Annotated in this window: 16 protein-coding genes; 7 read left to right on the top strand and 9 right to left on the bottom strand. The window is 62.0% G+C overall.

Features of this window, described 5'->3' with window-relative positions; translation table 11 throughout:
* Positions 1-41 precede the first annotated feature (41 nt).
* Positions 42-1,166, top strand: coding sequence for a helix-turn-helix domain-containing protein (locus tag ACHEXL_RS03115; RefSeq protein WP_416560587.1), 1,125 nt, complete (start codon positions 42-44; stop codon positions 1,164-1,166).
* Here ACHEXL_RS03115 and ACHEXL_RS03110 read toward each other — a convergent pair whose 3' ends face one another.
* From ACHEXL_RS03110 to ACHEXL_RS03100, 3 genes are read right to left on the bottom strand one after another with little or no spacing between them, the layout of a single operon-like run.
* Complete coding sequence (locus ACHEXL_RS03110; protein WP_416560586.1) at positions 1,167-1,982, bottom strand: substrate-binding domain-containing protein; 816 nt, start codon at positions 1,980-1,982, stop codon at positions 1,167-1,169. It lies immediately after the preceding gene.
* Positions 1,979-2,701 (bottom strand): ATP-binding cassette domain-containing protein, encoded by a 723-nt coding sequence (locus tag ACHEXL_RS03105; RefSeq protein ID WP_416560585.1) that lies wholly within the window; start codon positions 2,699-2,701, stop codon positions 1,979-1,981. Before ACHEXL_RS03105 ends, ACHEXL_RS03110 begins: the two co-directional genes overlap by 4 nt.
* Positions 2,698-3,441 carry an ABC transporter permease gene (locus tag ACHEXL_RS03100; RefSeq protein ID WP_416560584.1) on the bottom strand — a complete coding sequence of 248 codons (744 nt, stop codon included), beginning with the start codon at positions 3,439-3,441 and terminating at the stop codon, positions 2,698-2,700. The genes ACHEXL_RS03105 and ACHEXL_RS03100 overlap by 4 nt, the downstream gene beginning before the upstream one ends.
* Positions 3,442-3,670: 229 nt before the next feature.
* Here ACHEXL_RS03100 and ACHEXL_RS03095 point away from each other — a divergent pair, with 229 nt between their 5' ends.
* Both ACHEXL_RS03095 and ACHEXL_RS03090 read left to right on the top strand, forming a co-directional pair.
* On the top strand, positions 3,671-4,261 hold the full coding sequence (locus ACHEXL_RS03095) for a TRAP transporter small permease subunit (protein ID WP_416560583.1): 591 nt from the start codon (positions 3,671-3,673) through the stop codon (positions 4,259-4,261).
* Positions 4,261-6,060, top strand: coding sequence for a TRAP transporter large permease (locus ACHEXL_RS03090; protein ID WP_416560582.1), 1,800 nt, complete (start codon positions 4,261-4,263; stop codon positions 6,058-6,060). Before ACHEXL_RS03095 ends, ACHEXL_RS03090 begins: the two co-directional genes overlap by 1 nt.
* A 179-nt stretch (positions 6,061-6,239) precedes the next feature.
* Here the strand turns inward: ACHEXL_RS03090 and ACHEXL_RS03085 are convergent, their stop codons facing one another.
* The 4 genes from ACHEXL_RS03085 to ACHEXL_RS03070 all read right to left on the bottom strand — a co-directional run bounded on the left by ACHEXL_RS03085 (position 6,240) and on the right by ACHEXL_RS03070 (position 10,506).
* Positions 6,240-7,319: a TRAP transporter substrate-binding protein gene (locus ACHEXL_RS03085; RefSeq protein WP_416560581.1), complete on the bottom strand. Its 1,080-nt coding sequence runs from the start codon at positions 7,317-7,319 to the stop codon at positions 6,240-6,242.
* A gap of 181 nt (positions 7,320-7,500) precedes the next feature.
* On the bottom strand, positions 7,501-9,351 hold the full coding sequence (gene dxs / locus ACHEXL_RS03080; RefSeq protein ID WP_416560580.1) for a 1-deoxy-D-xylulose-5-phosphate synthase: 1,851 nt from the start codon (positions 9,349-9,351) through the stop codon (positions 7,501-7,503).
* Position 9,352: 1 nt separating this feature from the next.
* Positions 9,353-10,255 (bottom strand): polyprenyl synthetase family protein, encoded by a 903-nt coding sequence (locus ACHEXL_RS03075; RefSeq protein ID WP_416560579.1) that lies wholly within the window; start codon positions 10,253-10,255, stop codon positions 9,353-9,355.
* Complete coding sequence (locus tag ACHEXL_RS03070) at positions 10,252-10,506, bottom strand: exodeoxyribonuclease VII small subunit (protein ID WP_416560578.1); 255 nt, start codon at positions 10,504-10,506, stop codon at positions 10,252-10,254. Before ACHEXL_RS03070 ends, ACHEXL_RS03075 begins: the two co-directional genes overlap by 4 nt.
* Positions 10,507-10,773: 267 nt before the next feature.
* On the opposite strand from ACHEXL_RS03070, the gene ACHEXL_RS03065 reads away from it, so the two are divergent.
* From ACHEXL_RS03065 to ACHEXL_RS03055, 3 genes are read left to right on the top strand one after another with little or no spacing between them, the layout of a single operon-like run.
* Entirely contained in the window at positions 10,774-11,901 is a 1,128-nt protein-coding gene (locus tag ACHEXL_RS03065; protein WP_416560577.1) for an aromatic ring-hydroxylating oxygenase subunit alpha, read from the top strand.
* Positions 11,902-11,912: 11 nt separating this feature from the next.
* Positions 11,913-12,800 carry a DMT family transporter gene (locus ACHEXL_RS03060; RefSeq protein ID WP_416560576.1) on the top strand — a complete coding sequence of 296 codons (888 nt, stop codon included), beginning with the start codon at positions 11,913-11,915 and terminating at the stop codon, positions 12,798-12,800.
* A gap of 11 nt (positions 12,801-12,811) precedes the next feature.
* Entirely contained in the window at positions 12,812-13,669 is an 858-nt protein-coding gene (locus tag ACHEXL_RS03055) for a sulfurtransferase (RefSeq protein WP_416560575.1), read from the top strand.
* A 12-nt stretch (positions 13,670-13,681) separates the two neighbouring features.
* On the opposite strand, the gene ACHEXL_RS03050 is transcribed toward ACHEXL_RS03055, so the two are convergent.
* Positions 13,682-14,515: a ZIP family metal transporter gene (locus ACHEXL_RS03050; protein WP_416561300.1), complete on the bottom strand. Its 834-nt coding sequence runs from the start codon at positions 14,513-14,515 to the stop codon at positions 13,682-13,684.
* 95 nt (positions 14,516-14,610) lie between these two features.
* Complete coding sequence (locus ACHEXL_RS03045; RefSeq protein WP_416560574.1) at positions 14,611-15,522, bottom strand: dienelactone hydrolase family protein; 912 nt, start codon at positions 15,520-15,522, stop codon at positions 14,611-14,613.
* Between the two features lie 74 nt (positions 15,523-15,596).
* On the opposite strand from ACHEXL_RS03045, the gene ACHEXL_RS03040 reads away from it, so the two are divergent.
* Positions 15,597-16,241 carry a glutathione S-transferase gene (locus tag ACHEXL_RS03040; RefSeq protein WP_416560573.1) on the top strand — a complete coding sequence of 215 codons (645 nt, stop codon included), beginning with the start codon at positions 15,597-15,599 and terminating at the stop codon, positions 16,239-16,241.
* The last annotated feature ends 22 nt before the right edge of the window (positions 16,242-16,263 follow it).

Raw genomic sequence — 16,263 nt, 5'->3', positions numbered from 1 at the left:
CAGGGTTGACGCAAAAATTCTCAGCTTGATACACACCTGACATGTCCCTGACCTCCCTCTCCGGTGACCGCATCGACCGCATTGCACAAGCTCGCCAACTGGTTTTTCAGGGACGCGCTGAGGCCCAGGGTGCTGGTGTTTCACCCTGGATCGCCCAATCGTGGCAGCGCTGCCTGGGCATGGGCCTGCAGCCAGGGCAACCGGTGGGCTTTGAGGCCATTTCGGCCCAGCACATGCGCAGGGTGCAGGAAGCCAGCCGCCCCCTGGTGCAGGCAGCCCAGCCGGTGCTGGTGGAGCTGGCCCGGGCCATTGCCGACATCCGTTACTTCGCCATATTGACCAATGCCGAGGGCATCGTGGTCGACGTGCACGGTCCGGTGGACCGGCAAGACCGCCGCGCCGACGTGATTGCCCGGGTAGGCGTGGATTTGTCCGAAAAAGCCGTGGGCACCACCGCCATCAGCGCCGCCTTGACCGAGTTGCAGCCGGTCTGGCTGCACAGGGGCGAGCACTTTTTTCAGGACACCAGTGTTTACAGCTGCGCGGGTGCGCCTGTGTTCGGGCCCGACGGCTTGTGCGCAGGCATGCTCGACCTCACGGGCATCGAAACCACCGAGCGCCCGGCTCTGAAACACCTGGTACGGCGCTCGGCCCGCAGCATCGAAAACAGCTGGCTATTGTCAACATCGCACGCACTGGTGCTGCGCCTGAACTGGCCTGGCAATCAGCCTGGGGACGACAGCGATGGCTTGCTCACCCTGGACACCGACGGCCAAATAGTGGGGGCCAACCCCACCGCGCGGCAAATGCTGTCCTTGTCACCCACCTCGCACGGCCAGGGGCTGCACGCCAGCGAGGTGTTTGCCTCGCCCTGGGAAAACCTGTTCGATACCGCTAGCGGCCAAGCCCAGCCGCAAGAGCTGCCGCTGTGGTCTGGCCTGCGCTTGCAGACATTGGCCTCGCGCCCTGGTGGCTTGGCCCCAACGTCCCCGACCAAAGCACAAGCGCATCGGATCGGCGCTGGCGCCAAACCCCTCAAGGATCTGCAAACCGACATGATCCGCGAGGCGGTGAATCAGGCGCGTGGCAATGTGGCCGAAGCCGCACGCGCATTGGGCATCAGCCGGGCCACGGTCTACCGCAAACTCAGCGCCCCCAAAGCCTGATCACTGACCTGCGTTTGGAAAGAACAGCTGCTCGCCGCCGATTTTGTAGCGGGCAATCACACCCTGGCCTGCGGCCGAAGTGATCCAGTCCACAAACTTTTGCGCATCGAGCCGCTTGACATGCGGGTGCCTTGCGGGGTTGACCACCATCACGCCGTACTGATTGAACAGGCGCTGGTCACCCTCTACCAAAATGGTCAGATCGGCCCGGTTTTTGAAGTTCAGCCAAGTGGCGCGGTCGGCCATGACATACGCGCCAGAAGACGCCGCGATGTTGAGTGCCGGGCCCATGCCGCAACCGCACTCTTTGTAGCCGCTGCCTTTCTGATCGGACAGCTTGGCCATTTTCCAAAAGCGCAATTCGGCTGCGTGGGTGCCGCTCTTGTCGCCCCGCGAGACAAAAGCGGCGTTGCTTGCCGACACCTTGGCCAAAGCCGAAACGATGTCTTTGCCCTTGACGGCTGCAGGGTCGGCTTTGGGGCCGATCATCACAAAGTCGTTGTACATCACGCTCTGGCGCTGGAGGCCAAAGCCATCGGTCACAAACTTTTCCTCTGCGGCCTGGTCGTGCACAAACACCACATCGGCATCGCCACGCCGTGCCATGTCCAGCGCCTGACCCGTGCCCAGCGCCACCACCTTCACATCCAGCCCGCTGGCCTTTTTGAAAGCGGGCAAAAGATGCGCGAACAAACCCGATTGCTCGGTCGAGGTGGTGGACGACATCACAATGGTCTGGGCTTGCGCCCACACCGAGCAGGTGACCCAGACTACGCCAACCCAGATGCGGCGTGCGGTTAAAAACTGGCAATTCATGAAAGCTCACCTTGAACAAAAGCATGGGCGGCCGGGCTGTGCGCCGCGAGCGTCGCCGCATGGAAAAAATCAACCACAGGCAAGTCGGCCAACACGCAACCGCCCTCCAGATAAACCACGCGGGTGGCCAAGCGCTTGACCTGACCCAGGTTGTGGCTGGCCCAGATCAGGGTCAGCGGACGCTCCTGGCTGCAGGCAAATTCGGCCATCAAAGCTTCGACCTCGCGTTTGGCGTGCGGGTCCAGGCTGGCGGTAGGTTCATCCAGCAGCAGCACATCGGGCTGACGCGCCCAAGCGCGTGCCAAGGCCAGGCGCTGCTGCTGCCCACCCGACAACTGGCGGCCGTTTTGCCGCGCCACCGACTGCAGACCCACGCGGTGCAAAGCCTGCAGCGCCAAAGCTTGGGCAGCGCTCCAACGCAAGCCGCGCACGCGGTCCAGCCACAAACCCAGCGCCACATTGTTCAAGGCCGACAGGCGCAGCAGATGTGGCCTTTGGAACAGCATGGCCTGGCGCACGCCCGGCGCTTGCAACACCTCGCCCTGCGTGGGGGGCACCAAACCATGCAAGGTGCGCAGCAAAGTGCTCTTGCCCGAACCGTTGGCGCCCACCAGCGCCACGCGCTCGCCCGCTGCGATGCGCAAGCTCACACCCGTCAAGGCCGCTTGTGCCCCCAGCTGCACGCTCACCGCTTCCAAGCTGATCTGCGTGGTGTTCATGGGTGCACCCCCAGCGTCCTGTCCAAGGGCGCGGGCCGTGCATACCGCCGCTCACCCCACAGGCGCAGCCCCGCCACCAGCGCGTTGAGCAGCAGCACCACCACCAGCAAGACCATGCCCAGGCCCAGCGCCAGCGGCAAATCGCCTTTGCTGGTTTCGAGCGCAATGGCGGTGGTCATGACCCGGGTGAAGCCATCGATGTTGCCGCCCACGATCATCACCGCGCCCACTTCCGAGATGGCGCGGCCAAAGGCGGTCACGCCAATGGTCAACAAGGCCAAGCGCTCGTCCCAGGCCAGTAATAAGCTGCGCACCCAGGACCCTGCGCCGAGCGAGGCCCACTGCTCGCCGTGCTGACGCTCCACGTCTTCGACCACCTGGCGCGTCAACGCGGCCACCACCGGCACCACCAAAATGAACTGGGCCAGCACCATGGCCTGAAAACTGAACATCCAGCCCAAAAAGCCCAAGGGCCCGCTGCGCGACAGCAGCAAATACACCACCAAACCCACCACCACCGAAGGCAACGCCAGCAAAGTGTTCAAACCGACCAGCACCGCGCTCCGGCTGCGAAACCGCGACACCGCCAGCCAAGCCCCCAGCACCACGCCCACGCCATAGGCCAGCAAGCAGGCAGCGGCGCTGACGGCCAGTGAGCGGGTGACGACCACCCACAAGTCTGGATCGAATGAAGTAATGAGGTTGAGCGCCGTCAAGACGCTGTCGGTGAAGCTGTTCATGTTGCGCCCGATGGTAAGGGCTTTAGGGCGTGGCGCGCCTCCAAAGGTCCGCCAACTGGCGGCAACTGCAGCGGCCTCCACAGCCGCAACTCAGGCACAGCCGCTATTTGAACGCTTTTGAATACAAGCCCATGACTTGAAAAAACATCAAGCTCTTTCAAGGGTTTCACGACCCGGACGGGGTCTGGGTCCCACGTACAATCGCCGCTCTTGACTGAGGAAAACCCTTATGAATGCCCTTTTGCAATGGTCCCGCTGGATCGATGCGCTCAACCGCGCCATCGGGAAAATCACGATCTGGCTGGTGCTGATCACCACCTTGATCAGCGCAGGCAATGCCATCGTGCGCAAAATTTTTGACAGCAGCTCCAACGCCTTGCTTGAAATCCAGTGGTACCTGTTTGCCGCCGTATTTCTGCTCGGCGCAGGTTACGGCCTGCTGAACAACGCGCACGTTCGCATTGACTTTTTGGCCAGCCGCCTGAGCGCACGCACCCGCAACTGGATCGACGTGGGCGGCATTGTGCTGGCCCTGATCCCGTTTTGCGTGCTCAGCATCGCTTTGTCTTGGCCCATGTTCATGCAAGCCTATACCTCCGGCGAAATGTCCTCCAACGCAGGCGGCCTGATCCGCTGGCCCGTGTATTTGCTGATCCCCGTCGGTTTTGCCTTGCTCTTGCTGCAAAGCTTGTCCGAGTTGGTCAAGCGATTGGCGTTTTTGCGTGGCCAGGGCCCAGACACACTGGCCCACGAAGACAGCCAAAGTGATGATGAAAAACGTGCTGCGGAGCTGCAGCAAGAAATCCAGGGAGCCCGTTGATGGAAGCCTCTTTTTTGGTACAAAACTTTGTACCTCTGATGTTTGCGGGCCTGTTGGCCCTGTTGATCACCGGCTTTCCGGTGGCGTTTGCACTGGCGGCTTGCGGCCTGGGTTTTGGCTTTTTGGGCATGGAAGCGGGTCTCTTTCCGGCCAGCATGTTCCAAGCCCTGCCCCTGCGCATCTTTGGCATCATGCAAAACGACACCTTGCTGGCCATCCCCTTCTTCACCTTCATGGGCATCCTGCTGGAGCGCTCGGGCATGGCCGAAGACCTGCTGGAAACGGTGGGCCAGGTGTTTGGTCCGGTGCGCGGCGGCTTGGCCATTGCGGTGATTTTGGTGGGTGCCTTGCTGGCCGCCACCACGGGTGTGGTGGCTGCGGCTGTCATCTCGATGGGCTTGATTTCGCTGCCCATCATGCTGCGCTACGGCTACAGCCGGGTGATCGCCACGGGCGTCATCACCGCTTCTGGTACGCTGGCGCAGGCCATCCCCCCTTCGCTGGTGCTGATCGTGTTGGCTGACCAGCTGGGCCGCTCGGTGGGCGACATGTACGCCGGCGCCTTGTTGCCCGGTTTGCTGCTGGTGGGCCTGTACATCCTGTTCATTGTGGCCGTGGCCATCTTCAAGCCCGCCATGGTGCCGGCCTTGCCAGCTGAGGCACGCATTTACCGCGAAAGCAACGGCCAGTCCGGTCACAAGTCACTGATCGCTTTGCTTTTGATCGCCACCGTGGTGGGCGTGGCTTGGGCGCAAGTGCACGACGCGCTTTTGCGCGACTGGCTGGAACGCTCCATGCCCGCGCCTGGCGATGAGGTGGTTATTTTGTCCATGACCATCGCCTCGCTGGTGGCACTGAGCCTGTCCGTGTTCAACCGTGTCACTGGCCTGGGTCTGCTGTCGCGTCTGGCCGAGCAGGTCACCTTTGTGCTCATGCCGCCGCTGATCCTGATCTTTCTGGTGCTGGGCACCATCTTCTTGGGTGTGGCCACGCCCACCGAGGGTGGCGCCATGGGCGCTGTAGGCGCTCTGGTGTTGGCAGGCCTCAAAGGCAAACTCAACCTGAACCTGACGCGTCAGGCCCTGGAGAGCACCGCCAAACTGTCCACTTTTGTGCTGTTCATTCTGATCGGCTCGACCGTGTTCAGCTTCACCTTCAATGCGGCCGATGGTCACATCTGGGTCGAACACCTGTTCGAAAACATCCCCGGTGGTGCCTTGGGGTTCCTGTTCGTGGTGAACCTGTTGATCTTCGTGCTGGGCATGTTCATTGACTTCTTCGAAATTGCCTTCATCGTGGTGCCACTGCTGGCCCCGGCTGCTGCCAAGATCCTGCCCGAATTGGTGCCTGGCATGACGTCTGACCAGGCCCTGATCTGGTTCGGTGTGATGGTGGCCATGAACCTGCAGACCTCTTTCCTCACACCACCCTTCGGTTTTGCCTTGTTCTATTTGCGCAGCGTAGCCGCTCGCAACGACTACACCGACCGTGTCACAGGCGAGAACATCCCAAGTGTGAAGACGACCGAGATCTACAAAGGCTCCATCGCCTTCATCGCGCTGCAGTTGCTGATGGTGGCGGCGATCATCGCCTTCCCGTCGATGGTGACCGGATCACTGACCAACACAACGGCCGTGGATCTGGACAGTGTGACGCTCGAAGCCTCGGACTCGGCCTTTGATGACCCAAGCAGCGAAGAAGCCGACAAGGCCGGCACCGACCTGCAAGCCGATGAGGCCAAGGACGATGCCGCAGAAGACGACCCGATGAAAGACATCCCGGGTGCCGCGAAGCGCTGAACACCTGATTCACCCAAAACCAAGCCCATCTGTTTTCAGATGGGCTTTTTTTCGCCTGTCATTCGGCGCAGCTGCTGACCCGTCTGAAGCCATGCCGATGTGCTGCCGATAAAAAAACCCGCTGGGCGCAAGCGCAGCGGGTGGATCGACGAACCGGGCGCGCAGGCCCGGTATCAGCCTCAGAGTTTTTGCGACTGCATGAAGTTGTCGAAGCGGGCTTCGCCGAAACGGAACCACCAGTTGGAGTCAGCGCGGAACTTGGCGTAGTCGGTGTAGACCTTCTTCCAGTTCGGGTTCTTGGCGCTCAGTTCAGAGTACAACTCTTCAGAGTGCTTGAAAGCCACATCCATCATGTTCTTGGGGAAGGCCAGGACCTTGGTCTTCTGTGCCGCCAACTGACGCAGGGCGCCAGGGTTGCTGGCGTCATAGCGTGCCTGGATGATGGTGTGGGCATAGGTCGTGGCGGTGTCCACGATGGCCTTGTTTTCAGCCGACAGTGCATCGTAGGCCTTCTGGTTGACGTACAAGGACAACTGAGGGCCACCTTCCCACCAGCCGGGATAGTAATAGAACGGCGCCACTTTGTTCAGGCCCAACTTCAGGTCGTCGTGTGGGCTGATCCACTCGGCCGCATCGATCGTGCCCTTTTCCAGCGACTGGTAAATCTCACCAGCGGGAATGTTCTGAGGCACCACGCCCATGCGCTCGAGCACCTTGCCAGCGAAACCGCCCACGCGGAACTTCAAACCCTTGAGGTCTTCGACCTTCTTGATCTCTTTGCGGAACCAACCACCCATCTGGGTGCCGGTGTTGCCCATGGGGAAGTTCACCACGTTGAACTTGGCATAGTGCTCACGCAGCAGCTTCATGCCATTGCCTTCGTACATCCAGGCGGTCATCTGGCGGCTGTTCAGGCCGAAGGGGATGGCGCAATCGAGGGCGAAGGTTTCGTCTTTGCCGAAGAAGTAATAAGGCGCGGTGTGGGCGCATTCCACGGTGCCGTTTTGCACGCCATCCAGCACGCCAAAGGCGGGCATCAACTCACCGGCTGGGTGGGTGGTGATCTCGAACTTGCCGCCGCTCATCTCTTTGACCTTCTTGGCAAAGATCTCGCAGCCACCGAACAAGGTGTCCAAAGACTTGGGGAAGCTCGAAGCCAAGCGCCAGCGAATGGCGGCCTGGGCGTGAACAGCCGGAGCAACGCCTGCGGCCAAAACGCCCGCAATGCCTGCATTTTTCAGAATGGAACGACGATCCATGAATGGACTCCTTAAAAGATAAGAAACACACCCGGCATGCCGGGCGCTGACAGTTGCGTCAATTGGTATTGTAAAAACCTACAGAAGACTTAACGGGCCGGGTTTACCCTTCGAAGCGAAATTGAAAAAATTTCACGTTCAGCCTGGTGATGCCCCGGGGCAGCGTCTTATCTCTGACAGGTCACAAATCAGGCCAACGCTGCCGAATGGACTTCTCCATCCCCGCCGCATCCAGCCCCTGCAGGGCCAGCAGTTTGGCCGGATCGCCGTGCTCAATGAATTCGTCCGGCAAGCCCAGCTGCAAAACCGGCCGGGTGATCTGCAAAGTCTGCAAAGCCTCGGCCACCGCGCTGCCTGCGCCGCCCATGGTGCAGCCCTCTTCCACCGTGACGATGCGCTCGTGGCTTTGGGCGATGTGGTCCAGCAAGTCCACATCCAGCGGCTTGACCCAGCGCATGTTGACCACCGTGGCATTGAGTTTTTCAGCGGCCTGCAAAGCCGGGGCCAGCAAGGTGCCAAAGGCCAGAATGGCCACTTTTTCGCCCTGGCGGCGCACTTCGCCTTTGCCGAACGGCAAAGTGTCCAGATCGCGCCCGGGCTCGGTGCCCACGCCCGCACCGCGCGGATAACGCACCGCCACCGGGTGGTTTTGTGCGTAAGCGGTGCTCAGCAGCTGGCGGCATTCCCGCTCATCGGCCGGGCAAGCCAGACTCATGTTGGGGATACAGCGAATAAAAGCGATGTCGTAAGCCCCTGCATGGGTCGCGCCATCGGCCCCCACCAGACCGGCGCGGTCGAGCGCAAAGACCACCGGCAGGTTTTGCAAGGCCACATCGTGGATCAGCTGGTCGTAGCCGCGCTGCAAAAAGGTGGAATAAATCGCCACCACGGGTTTCAGGCCCTCGCAGGCCATGCCTGCGGCAAAGGTCACGGCATGCTGCTCAGCAATGCCCACGTCGTAATAGCGCTTGGGGAAACGCTGGTGAAACGCCACCATGCCCGAGCCCTCGCGCATGGCGGGCGTGATGCCCACCAGGCGCATGTCTTTTTCGGCCATGTCACACAGCCACTGGCCAAACACCTGGGTGAAGGTGGTTTTGGCGGGCGTGGCCGCTGGCACCAGGCCCACGCTGGGGTCGAACTTGCCGGGGCCATGGTAGGCCACCGGGTCGGCTTCGGCCTTGTCGTACCCCTGGCCTTTTTTGGTGACCACATGCAAAAACTGCGGGCCATCCAGGTGCTTGATGTTCTCCAGCGTCGGGATCAGCGATTCCAGGTCGTGCCCGTCGATCGGGCCGATGTAGTTGAAGCCGAACTTCTCGAACAGAGTGGCCGGCACCACCATGCCTTTGGCGTGTTCTTCCAGGCGCTTGGCCAGCTCAAACAGGGGCGGTGCATTTTTCAGCACGTTCTTGGCACCGGCCTTGGCCGCCGAATAAAAACGCCCGCTCATGAGCTGGGCCAGGTAGCGGTTGAGCGCCCCCACGGGTGGGCTGATCGACATGTCGTTGTCGTTCAGGATCACCAGCAGCTTGCACTCTTCGACGCCCGCGTTGTTTAAGGCTTCAAAGGCCATGCCGGCCGTCATGGCGCCGTCGCCGATCACGGCAATCGAATGGCGCGACTCGCCTTTTTGGCGGGCCGCCACAGCCATGCCCAGAACCGCCGAAATGCTGGTGGACGAATGGGCCGTGCCAAAGGTGTCGTATTCGCTCTCGTCGCGCCGCGGAAAGCCCGACAAGCCGCCAAATTGGCGCAGCGTGGGCATGCGGTCGCGCCGGCCGGTAAGGATTTTGTGCGGGTAGGTCTGGTGGCCCACATCCCAGACGATACGGTCTTCCGGGGTGTTGAAGACATAGTGCAATGCCACCGTCAACTCCACCGTGCCCAGGTTGGAGCTCAAATGCCCACCGGTTTTGGAGACGTTGTCCAGCACGCAGTGGCGCAGTTCATCGGCCAATTGGGGCAAGTCGGTGCGCTGCAGGCGGCGCAGATCGGCCGGGGAGTCGATGTTCTTGAGCAAATCGGTCATGTCAGTTGTTTCTTTCTACCACCATGGCGGTCAGAGCACGCAGCGCGGCCAAACGGTCATCGGGCAATCCGGTGTCGGCCAGCGCCTGCATGGCCTGAGCCGCCAAGCTGTCGGCATAAGCCTTGGCCGCATCCAGGCCCATCAGGGCCACATAAGTGGGTTTGTCGGCGGCTTCATCCTTGCCTGCAGTCTTGCCCAGCGTGGCCGAATCGGCCGTCACATCCAGCACATCGTCGACCACCTGAAAGGCCAGGCCCAGGGCCTCTCCAAAGCGCTGGAGAGCCGCTTGCACAGGGGCAGAAACGCCCTGCACACAGGCTGCGCCCATCTGCACGCTGCACAGCAGCAGTGCCCCGGTTTTGAGGCGGTGCATCTGGCGCAATTGGTCTTCAGTCAGGCGCTGGCCGACACTGGCCAGGTCAATCGCCTGCCCCCCGGCCATGCCCTGGTAACCGGAAGCCCGGGCCAGCAAGCCCACGCAGGCGGCCTGCACCGCCGCAGGCATGCTGCCATCCGGAGGTGTCAAAAATTCAAAGGCCAGCGTCTGCAAGGCGTCGCCCGCCAGCAGGGCCTGGGCCTCGCCAAACTGCATATGCACTGTGGGTTTGCCGCGGCGCAGCACGTCGTTGTCCATGCAGGGCATGTCGTCGTGCACCAGCGAATAAGCATGGATCAACTCGATGGCGCAGGCGGCATTCAGCGCCGCCGGGCTGCTGGTCGCATCGCCCACCGCCTCGGCCGTGGCCAACACCAGCAAGGGGCGCAGGCGCTTGCCGCCGTCCAGCACCGCGTAGCGCATGGCCTGGCCCATTGCGGCAGGTGATTCGGCCGCGATGCCGGCCGACAAAGCTTGCTCGACCCGATCGAGATGCGGCTGCATCCAGGCCTTCAAGTTCAGACTCATGCGCCGCTCCAGGGTTTGAGTTGCACGCCGTCCAGCACCTGGATCTGGTCTTCCACCGCCTTGAGCTTGTCGCGGCAAAACGCCAGCAAAACCGCGCCGCGCTGGTAGCCGGTCAAGAGCTGGTCCAAAGGCATCTGGCCCGATTCAAGCTGGGCCACCAACGACTCCAGCTCCGACAAAGCCGCTTCGTACGTGGCAGGCAGGGGCGCTACCGAGGTGTCAGCGGCGTCGGAGGGGGCGGCCTTGGGCATGGGGAGTTCCGGAGGAAAAAACCCGATTTTAGGCCTTAAGCCTTGATCAGACTGACACAGGGCACCGTCAAGCTCGCCAGACGGGCGGACTCTGAGAGTCCTTGAATTTCTGACGGCTTGTGCCAATGCGGGCTTCAAGGCCCACCCCCCGGGGTAGAATTACAGCTCATCGACAGGGTTTCCCTGTCATTTTTTTGCGCGGTTTTCCTTGAATTCAGCGCTTTGTCCCTGCCCCTTCATAGGGGGAGTCTCTAGGTCAGGTCACCCATGTCTGATTTAAGTCTTCAACTGCAGCAGGCCGCAAGCCAACTACCAGTTTCCACTTATTTCGATGAAGCGCTGTTTCAGCGCGAATTGAACACGCTCTTCCGGCAAGGCCCCCGCTACGTGGGCCACCAGCTGGCGGTGCCCCACCCGGGCGACTATTACGCCCTGCCCCACGAGGCGCAAGGCCGCGCCTTGGTGCGCAATGCCCAAGGCGGGGTCGAACTCGTCTCAAACGTCTGCCGCCACCGCCAGGCCGTCATGCTGAATGGTCGGGGCAACCTGCAGACCCAGCAAAAGGGCAGCGCAGGCGGCAACATCGTGTGCCCGCTGCACCGCTGGACCTATTCGCCCAGCGGCGAGCTGCTGGGCGCACCCCACTTTGCGCACGACCCCTGCCTGAACCTGAACAACTACAAGTTGCAGGAATGGAACGGTCTGTTGTTTGAAGACAACGGCCGCGACATCGCCGCCGACCTGGCGGGCATGGGCCCCAGAGCGCTGCTGAACTTTGAAGGCTACGCACTGGACCGGGTTGAATTGCACGAGTGCAACTACAACTGGAAGACCTTCATCGAGGTCTACCTGGAGGACTACCACGTCGGCCCCTTCCACCCGGGCCTCGGCCAGTTTGTCACCTGCGACGACCTGAGCTGGGAGTTCAAGGAGCACTACTCGGTGCAAACCGTGGGCGTGTCGGGCGGCTTTGGCAAACCCGGCTCGGACACCTACAAAAAGTGGCACGAGGTGCTGCTGAAGTACCGCAACGGGCAATTGCCCGAGCGCGGTGCGATCTGGCTGACCTACTACCCGCACATCATGGTCGAGTGGTACCCCCATGTGCTCACGGTGTCGACCCTGCACCCGATCAGCCCCAGCAAGACGCTGAACATGGTGGAGTTTTACTACCCCGAAGAAATCGTGGCCTTTGAGCGCGAGTTCGTCGAAGCCCAGCAGGCCGCCTACATGGAAACCTGCATCGAAGACGACGAAATTGCCGAACGCATGGACGCGGGCCGCAAGGCCCTGCTGATGCGCGGCGACAACGAAGTCGGGCCCTACCAAAGCCCCATGGAAGATGGCATGCAGCACTTCCACGAGTGGTACCGCCAGCAAATGAAGACCCTCTGAAGCGCTCACGGATGCAAGCCTCCTGGATGATTCTGGCGTCGCTGTTTTTCGCGACGATGAGTGTTTGCATCAAATACGCTTCGGAGTACTTTCACACCTTTGAGTTGGTGTTTTACCGTGGCCTGATTGGCATCGCTTTCATGGCCGCCATTTGCCGCAGCCAGCGGGTGGCCTTGCGCACGCACATTCCGCTCATGCACGTGTGGCGCTCGGTGATTGGCGTGGCTTCGCTGACGGCCTGGTTTTACGCCATTGCCCACTTGCCCCTGGCAACAGCCATGACGCTCAACTACATGAGCGGCGTCTGGGTGGCTGCCTTCTTGGTGGGCGGCACGCTGGTCATGGGGCGGGTGCAGGACATGACACGGCAAGGCCCGGTGGTGCTCACCGTCATCACGGGCTTTGCGGGCGTGGTGATGATCTTGCGGCCCACCATCGAGCAGAACCAGCTGTTTGCCGGCGTGATCGGCCTGCTTTCGGGCTTGGGTGCGGCGCTGGCCTACATCCAGGTGGCGGCACTGGGCCGCATGGGCGAGCCCGAGGCCCGCACCGTGCTGTATTTCTCCATCGGCACCACCCTCACCGGGGCTGTGGCCATGCTGTTCGTCGGCCCCAGTGCCTGGGTCTGGCCGCAAGCCTGGTGGTTGCTGCCGATTGGCTTGCTCGCCGCCCTGGGCCAGCTGTGCATGACCAAGGCCTACAGCAGCGGCGCCACACTGGTGGTGGCCAATTTGCAATACTCGGGCATTGTGTTTGCCGCTTTATATGGTCTGTTTTTGTTTGGCGACCAGATTCCCCTGATCGGCTGGATGGGCATGGCCTTGATCATCGCCAGTGGCATCGCTGCCACCGCCTTGCGCAACCGCACCCTGCCCCGCGCCCCGGCCGAAGACCATTGAACGGAGACCCCATGTACCCCTTGCTGATCACCGCCGCCCAATTGCAAGACCTGCAGGCCCAGGGCACGCCCTGCGCCGTGCTGGACTGCAGCTTTGACCTGATGAAACCCGAGCTGGCCGATGGCTTCTTTATCAGCGAACGCATCGCAGGCGCCCTGCCTGCGAACCTGGACAAGGACTTGAGCACGCACCAGCCGGGCCAGGCGGTCAACGGCGGGCGTCACCCTTTGCCGCAGCGCGAGATCGTGGCGCAGTGGCTGGGCCGTTTGGGCATTCACAACGGCATGCAGATCGTGGTGTACGACCGCAACAAAGGCCACTACTGCGGCCGTTTGTGGTGGATGCTCAAGTGGCTGGGGCACGAGGCCGTGGCCGTGCTGGACGGCGGCCTGCAGGCCTGGAAAGACGCGGGTGGCGCCTTGGCCTCGGGGTCTGCTACACCCTTGGCCCCCACCCGTTTTGAGCTGAAAGCGCCGCTGCGCCAACTGGTGCTGACCGACGCGGTCTCGACCGCCCTGGGCCAACCCAGCCAAATCGTGGTCGATGCCCGCGCCGGGGCCCGATACCGGGGCGAGGTAGAGCCACTGGACCCGGTGGCGGGTCACATTCCGGGCGCTTTGAACCGCCCCTTCACCGAAAACTTCACCGAAGACGGCCGCTTCAAAAGCCCAGAGCAGCTGAAGGCGGAATGGCGCCAAGTGCTGGCAGGCCGCCCGGCCAGCAGCGTGGTGCACCACTGCGGCAGCGGTGTCACGGCTGTGCCCAATCTGATCGCGATGGAATTGGCTGGGTTTGGCCCCACTGCCCTCTATGCTGGCAGCTGGAGCGAATGGTGCCGCACGCCCGGGCTGCCTTGCGCCCAAGGCTGAGACAGCTGCGGCTCAGTGGCTGTGCCCGGCCACAGCACTGACCAGAACCACCATGCCAATGCCCACGCCCAGCCAAATGATCTGGGCGACTGTCTCTCGCGCAGACAGGCGTTTTTGCAATTGGGGAATCAGGTCGGCCAGGGCCACATACACAAAGCTGCTGCTGGCCACCACCAGGAAAAACGGCAGCCAGTCGTGCAAGGCATCCACCAGCACATAACCCACGGCACCGCCAAAAGCCGTGATGGCCCCGGCCATGGACACCTTCACAATCGCGGCCTGGCGACTGCTGCTGCCCCGGCGCAACACCGCCAGATCGCCCATGTGGTGGGGCACTTCGTGCGCCAGAACGGCCAGCGCGGCAATCACCCCCAAACGCATGTCCGCCATGAAGGCCGAAGCAATGAGGATGCCGTCGCCAAAGCAATGCACGCTGTCCCCCGCGAGCACCGCCCAGGCCCCCCGGGGTGGCTCGCCAGGGGTTGACTTGCCGTGAACATGCGCCTGGGCATGGGCAGTTGGGTGCGCATCGTGGTGATGGTCGTGGTGACCATGCCCGTGATCATGGCCATGCTCGTGCCCGTGGTGCCAGAGTTCGGCCTTGTCGAGCAAAAAGAAAAACACCAAGCCCACTAACAAGGTCAAAAACAGCTCGTGCGCCCCGGCCTCGCTCTCGAATGCTTCCGGCAACAAATGCAAGAAGGAAGTGGCCATCAAAGCCCCGGCCGCCAGACTCAGCATGTGCTGGGTGTACCGGCTCAAGATGCCAAAACTCAGCCAGGCCGCCACCCAGACGCTGCCAATGCCCGCCACCAAAGTCCCCACCAGAATCGCCAATAAAGTCATCATGTTTCCCGGGGTGCCTTACACCCCAAAACAAACCGCCCCTAAGGGCGGTTTTTCAGAACTCACGCCCCACGGGCGGTTGTTGCACTCAAAAATCAGGCCACGCCCTGGCGTTTGAGCCAGGCCAGCAAACGCTGCCAGCCGTCTTCTGCCGCCGCCTTGCGGTAGCTGGGGCGGTAGTCGGCATGGAAGGCGTGCGGGGCCTCAGGATAAACCACAAACTCGCTGGCTTTCGCCGCGGCAGGCCCTTGGGCCAGCTCAGCTTTCATCTTATCAACCGTGTCAAGAGGTATGCCGGTGTCGGCCGCGCCGTACAAACCGAGCACTGGCGCCTTGAGGCTGCCCACCAAAGCCAACGGGTGGTTTGGCGTCTGCGCTGTCGGGTTGCCCACCAGCCGGCCGTACCAGGCCACGCCCGCCTTCAGCTTGGGCTGGTGCGCCGCATACAGCCAGGTGATGCGACCGCCCCAGCAAAAGCCGGTGATGGCCAACTTGTCGGTGTTGCCGCCGTTGGCGGCAGCCCAGGCCACGGCTTCGTCCAGGTCAGCCATGACCTGGGCATCCGGCACCTTGGAAATCACCTCGGCTTGCAGCTTGGGGATGTCACTGTAGCCCTTGGCGTCGCCCTGGCGGACAAACAACTCGGGCGCAATCACCAGGTAGCCCGCGTGGGCCAGGCGGCGGGTGACATCGGCGATGTGCTCGTGCACACCAAAAATCTCGGAAATCACCAAGACCACCGGCAAACCGGTCTTGCCCGCAGGCGCGCTGCGGTAAGCTGGCAACTTGAAACCGTTCACGTCAATGGTCACCTCGCCCGAGACCAGGCCTTTGGCGGGAGTCTGGATGGCAGTTTGCGCCATGATCGGCAAGGCTGCTGCGGCATACCCCACACCCAAAGCGGCTTTCAAGGCGCTGCGGCGTGTGGCCCCTGAGGCACCCATGTGTCCACCCAGCAGGGCTTGCGTGTCTTCAATCAGGTTGTGGTTCAAGGGGGACTCCTGCATTTGGCTTGGAAGGGTCGTCTATCTTGGCACAGGCGCTTCGGACTCGCACATGCGCAGGGATTTAAACTGCCCTCATGCCCCAGACTCTGCCTGTTTTGTATTCGTTTCGCCGCTGCCCCTACGCCATGAGGGCACGCTTGGCGCTTCACGCTAGCGGCGTGGCGTACGAGCACCGCGAGGTGGTGCTGAAAAACAAACCTGCCCACATGCTGGCCTTGTCGCCCAAAGGCACGGTGCCGGTCTTGTGGCTGCCCGGCACAGACGGCGACCAAGTGCTGGAGCAAAGTCTGGACATCCTGCTGTGGGCCCTGCGTCAGCACGACCCGTTGGGCTGGCTGCCAGACACAGAGTCGGCCATGGCCGATGCCTTGGCGCTGATCGGGCACAACGATGGCCCGTTCAAACAGCAGCTCGACCGCTTCAAATACCCCAACCGCTTTGGCCTCGCCAGTGGCTTGGCCGACCGTGATGGGGCCGCCGTCTGGCTGCTCATGCTCGATGCACGCCTTCGTTTGCAGCCTTTTCTGGCAGGCAATCGTTTTGGCCTGGCCGACGCCGCCCTGGCGCCTTTTGTGCGTCAGTACGCCCACACCGACCCGGCTTGGTTTGCGTCACAGCCCTGGAGCGCTTTGATACGCTGGCTGACCGAGTTTGAAGGCTCCGACCTGTTTGCCGCCATCATGCACAAGCATGTGCCGTGGCAAGAAGACATTAAATAGGCACTTGAAAGGGCGCTTCACG

The sequence above is a fragment of the Limnohabitans sp. YIMB22184 genome (assembly GCF_048020265.1).
GTDB lineage: Bacteria > Pseudomonadota > Gammaproteobacteria > Burkholderiales > Burkholderiaceae_C > Limnohabitans_A.
This window is presented reverse-complemented; position numbering and strand designations above follow the sequence as displayed.

Coding starts and splice junctions, on each gene's coding strand:
- ACHEXL_RS03115 (WP_416560587.1), top strand. CDS start 42: ATGTCCCTGACCTCCCTCTCCGGTGACCGCATCGACCGCATTGCACAA.
- ACHEXL_RS03110 (WP_416560586.1), bottom strand. CDS start 1,982: ATGAATTGCCAGTTTTTAACCGCACGCCGCATCTGGGTTGGCGTAGTC.
- ACHEXL_RS03105 (WP_416560585.1), bottom strand. CDS start 2,701: ATGAACACCACGCAGATCAGCTTGGAAGCGGTGAGCGTGCAGCTGGGG.
- ACHEXL_RS03100 (WP_416560584.1), bottom strand. CDS start 3,441: ATGAACAGCTTCACCGACAGCGTCTTGACGGCGCTCAACCTCATTACT.
- ACHEXL_RS03095 (WP_416560583.1), top strand. CDS start 3,671: ATGAATGCCCTTTTGCAATGGTCCCGCTGGATCGATGCGCTCAACCGC.
- ACHEXL_RS03090 (WP_416560582.1), top strand. CDS start 4,261: ATGGAAGCCTCTTTTTTGGTACAAAACTTTGTACCTCTGATGTTTGCG.
- ACHEXL_RS03085 (WP_416560581.1), bottom strand. CDS start 7,319: ATGGATCGTCGTTCCATTCTGAAAAATGCAGGCATTGCGGGCGTTTTG.
- dxs (WP_416560580.1), bottom strand. CDS start 9,351: ATGACCGATTTGCTCAAGAACATCGACTCCCCGGCCGATCTGCGCCGC.
- ACHEXL_RS03075 (WP_416560579.1), bottom strand. CDS start 10,255: ATGAGTCTGAACTTGAAGGCCTGGATGCAGCCGCATCTCGATCGGGTC.
- ACHEXL_RS03070 (WP_416560578.1), bottom strand. CDS start 10,506: ATGCCCAAGGCCGCCCCCTCCGACGCCGCTGACACCTCGGTAGCGCCC.
- ACHEXL_RS03065 (WP_416560577.1), top strand. CDS start 10,774: ATGTCTGATTTAAGTCTTCAACTGCAGCAGGCCGCAAGCCAACTACCA.
- ACHEXL_RS03060 (WP_416560576.1), top strand. CDS start 11,913: ATGCAAGCCTCCTGGATGATTCTGGCGTCGCTGTTTTTCGCGACGATG.
- ACHEXL_RS03055 (WP_416560575.1), top strand. CDS start 12,812: ATGTACCCCTTGCTGATCACCGCCGCCCAATTGCAAGACCTGCAGGCC.
- ACHEXL_RS03050 (WP_416561300.1), bottom strand. CDS start 14,515: ATGACTTTATTGGCGATTCTGGTGGGGACTTTGGTGGCGGGCATTGGC.
- ACHEXL_RS03045 (WP_416560574.1), bottom strand. CDS start 15,522: ATGCAGGAGTCCCCCTTGAACCACAACCTGATTGAAGACACGCAAGCC.
- ACHEXL_RS03040 (WP_416560573.1), top strand. CDS start 15,597: ATGCCCCAGACTCTGCCTGTTTTGTATTCGTTTCGCCGCTGCCCCTAC.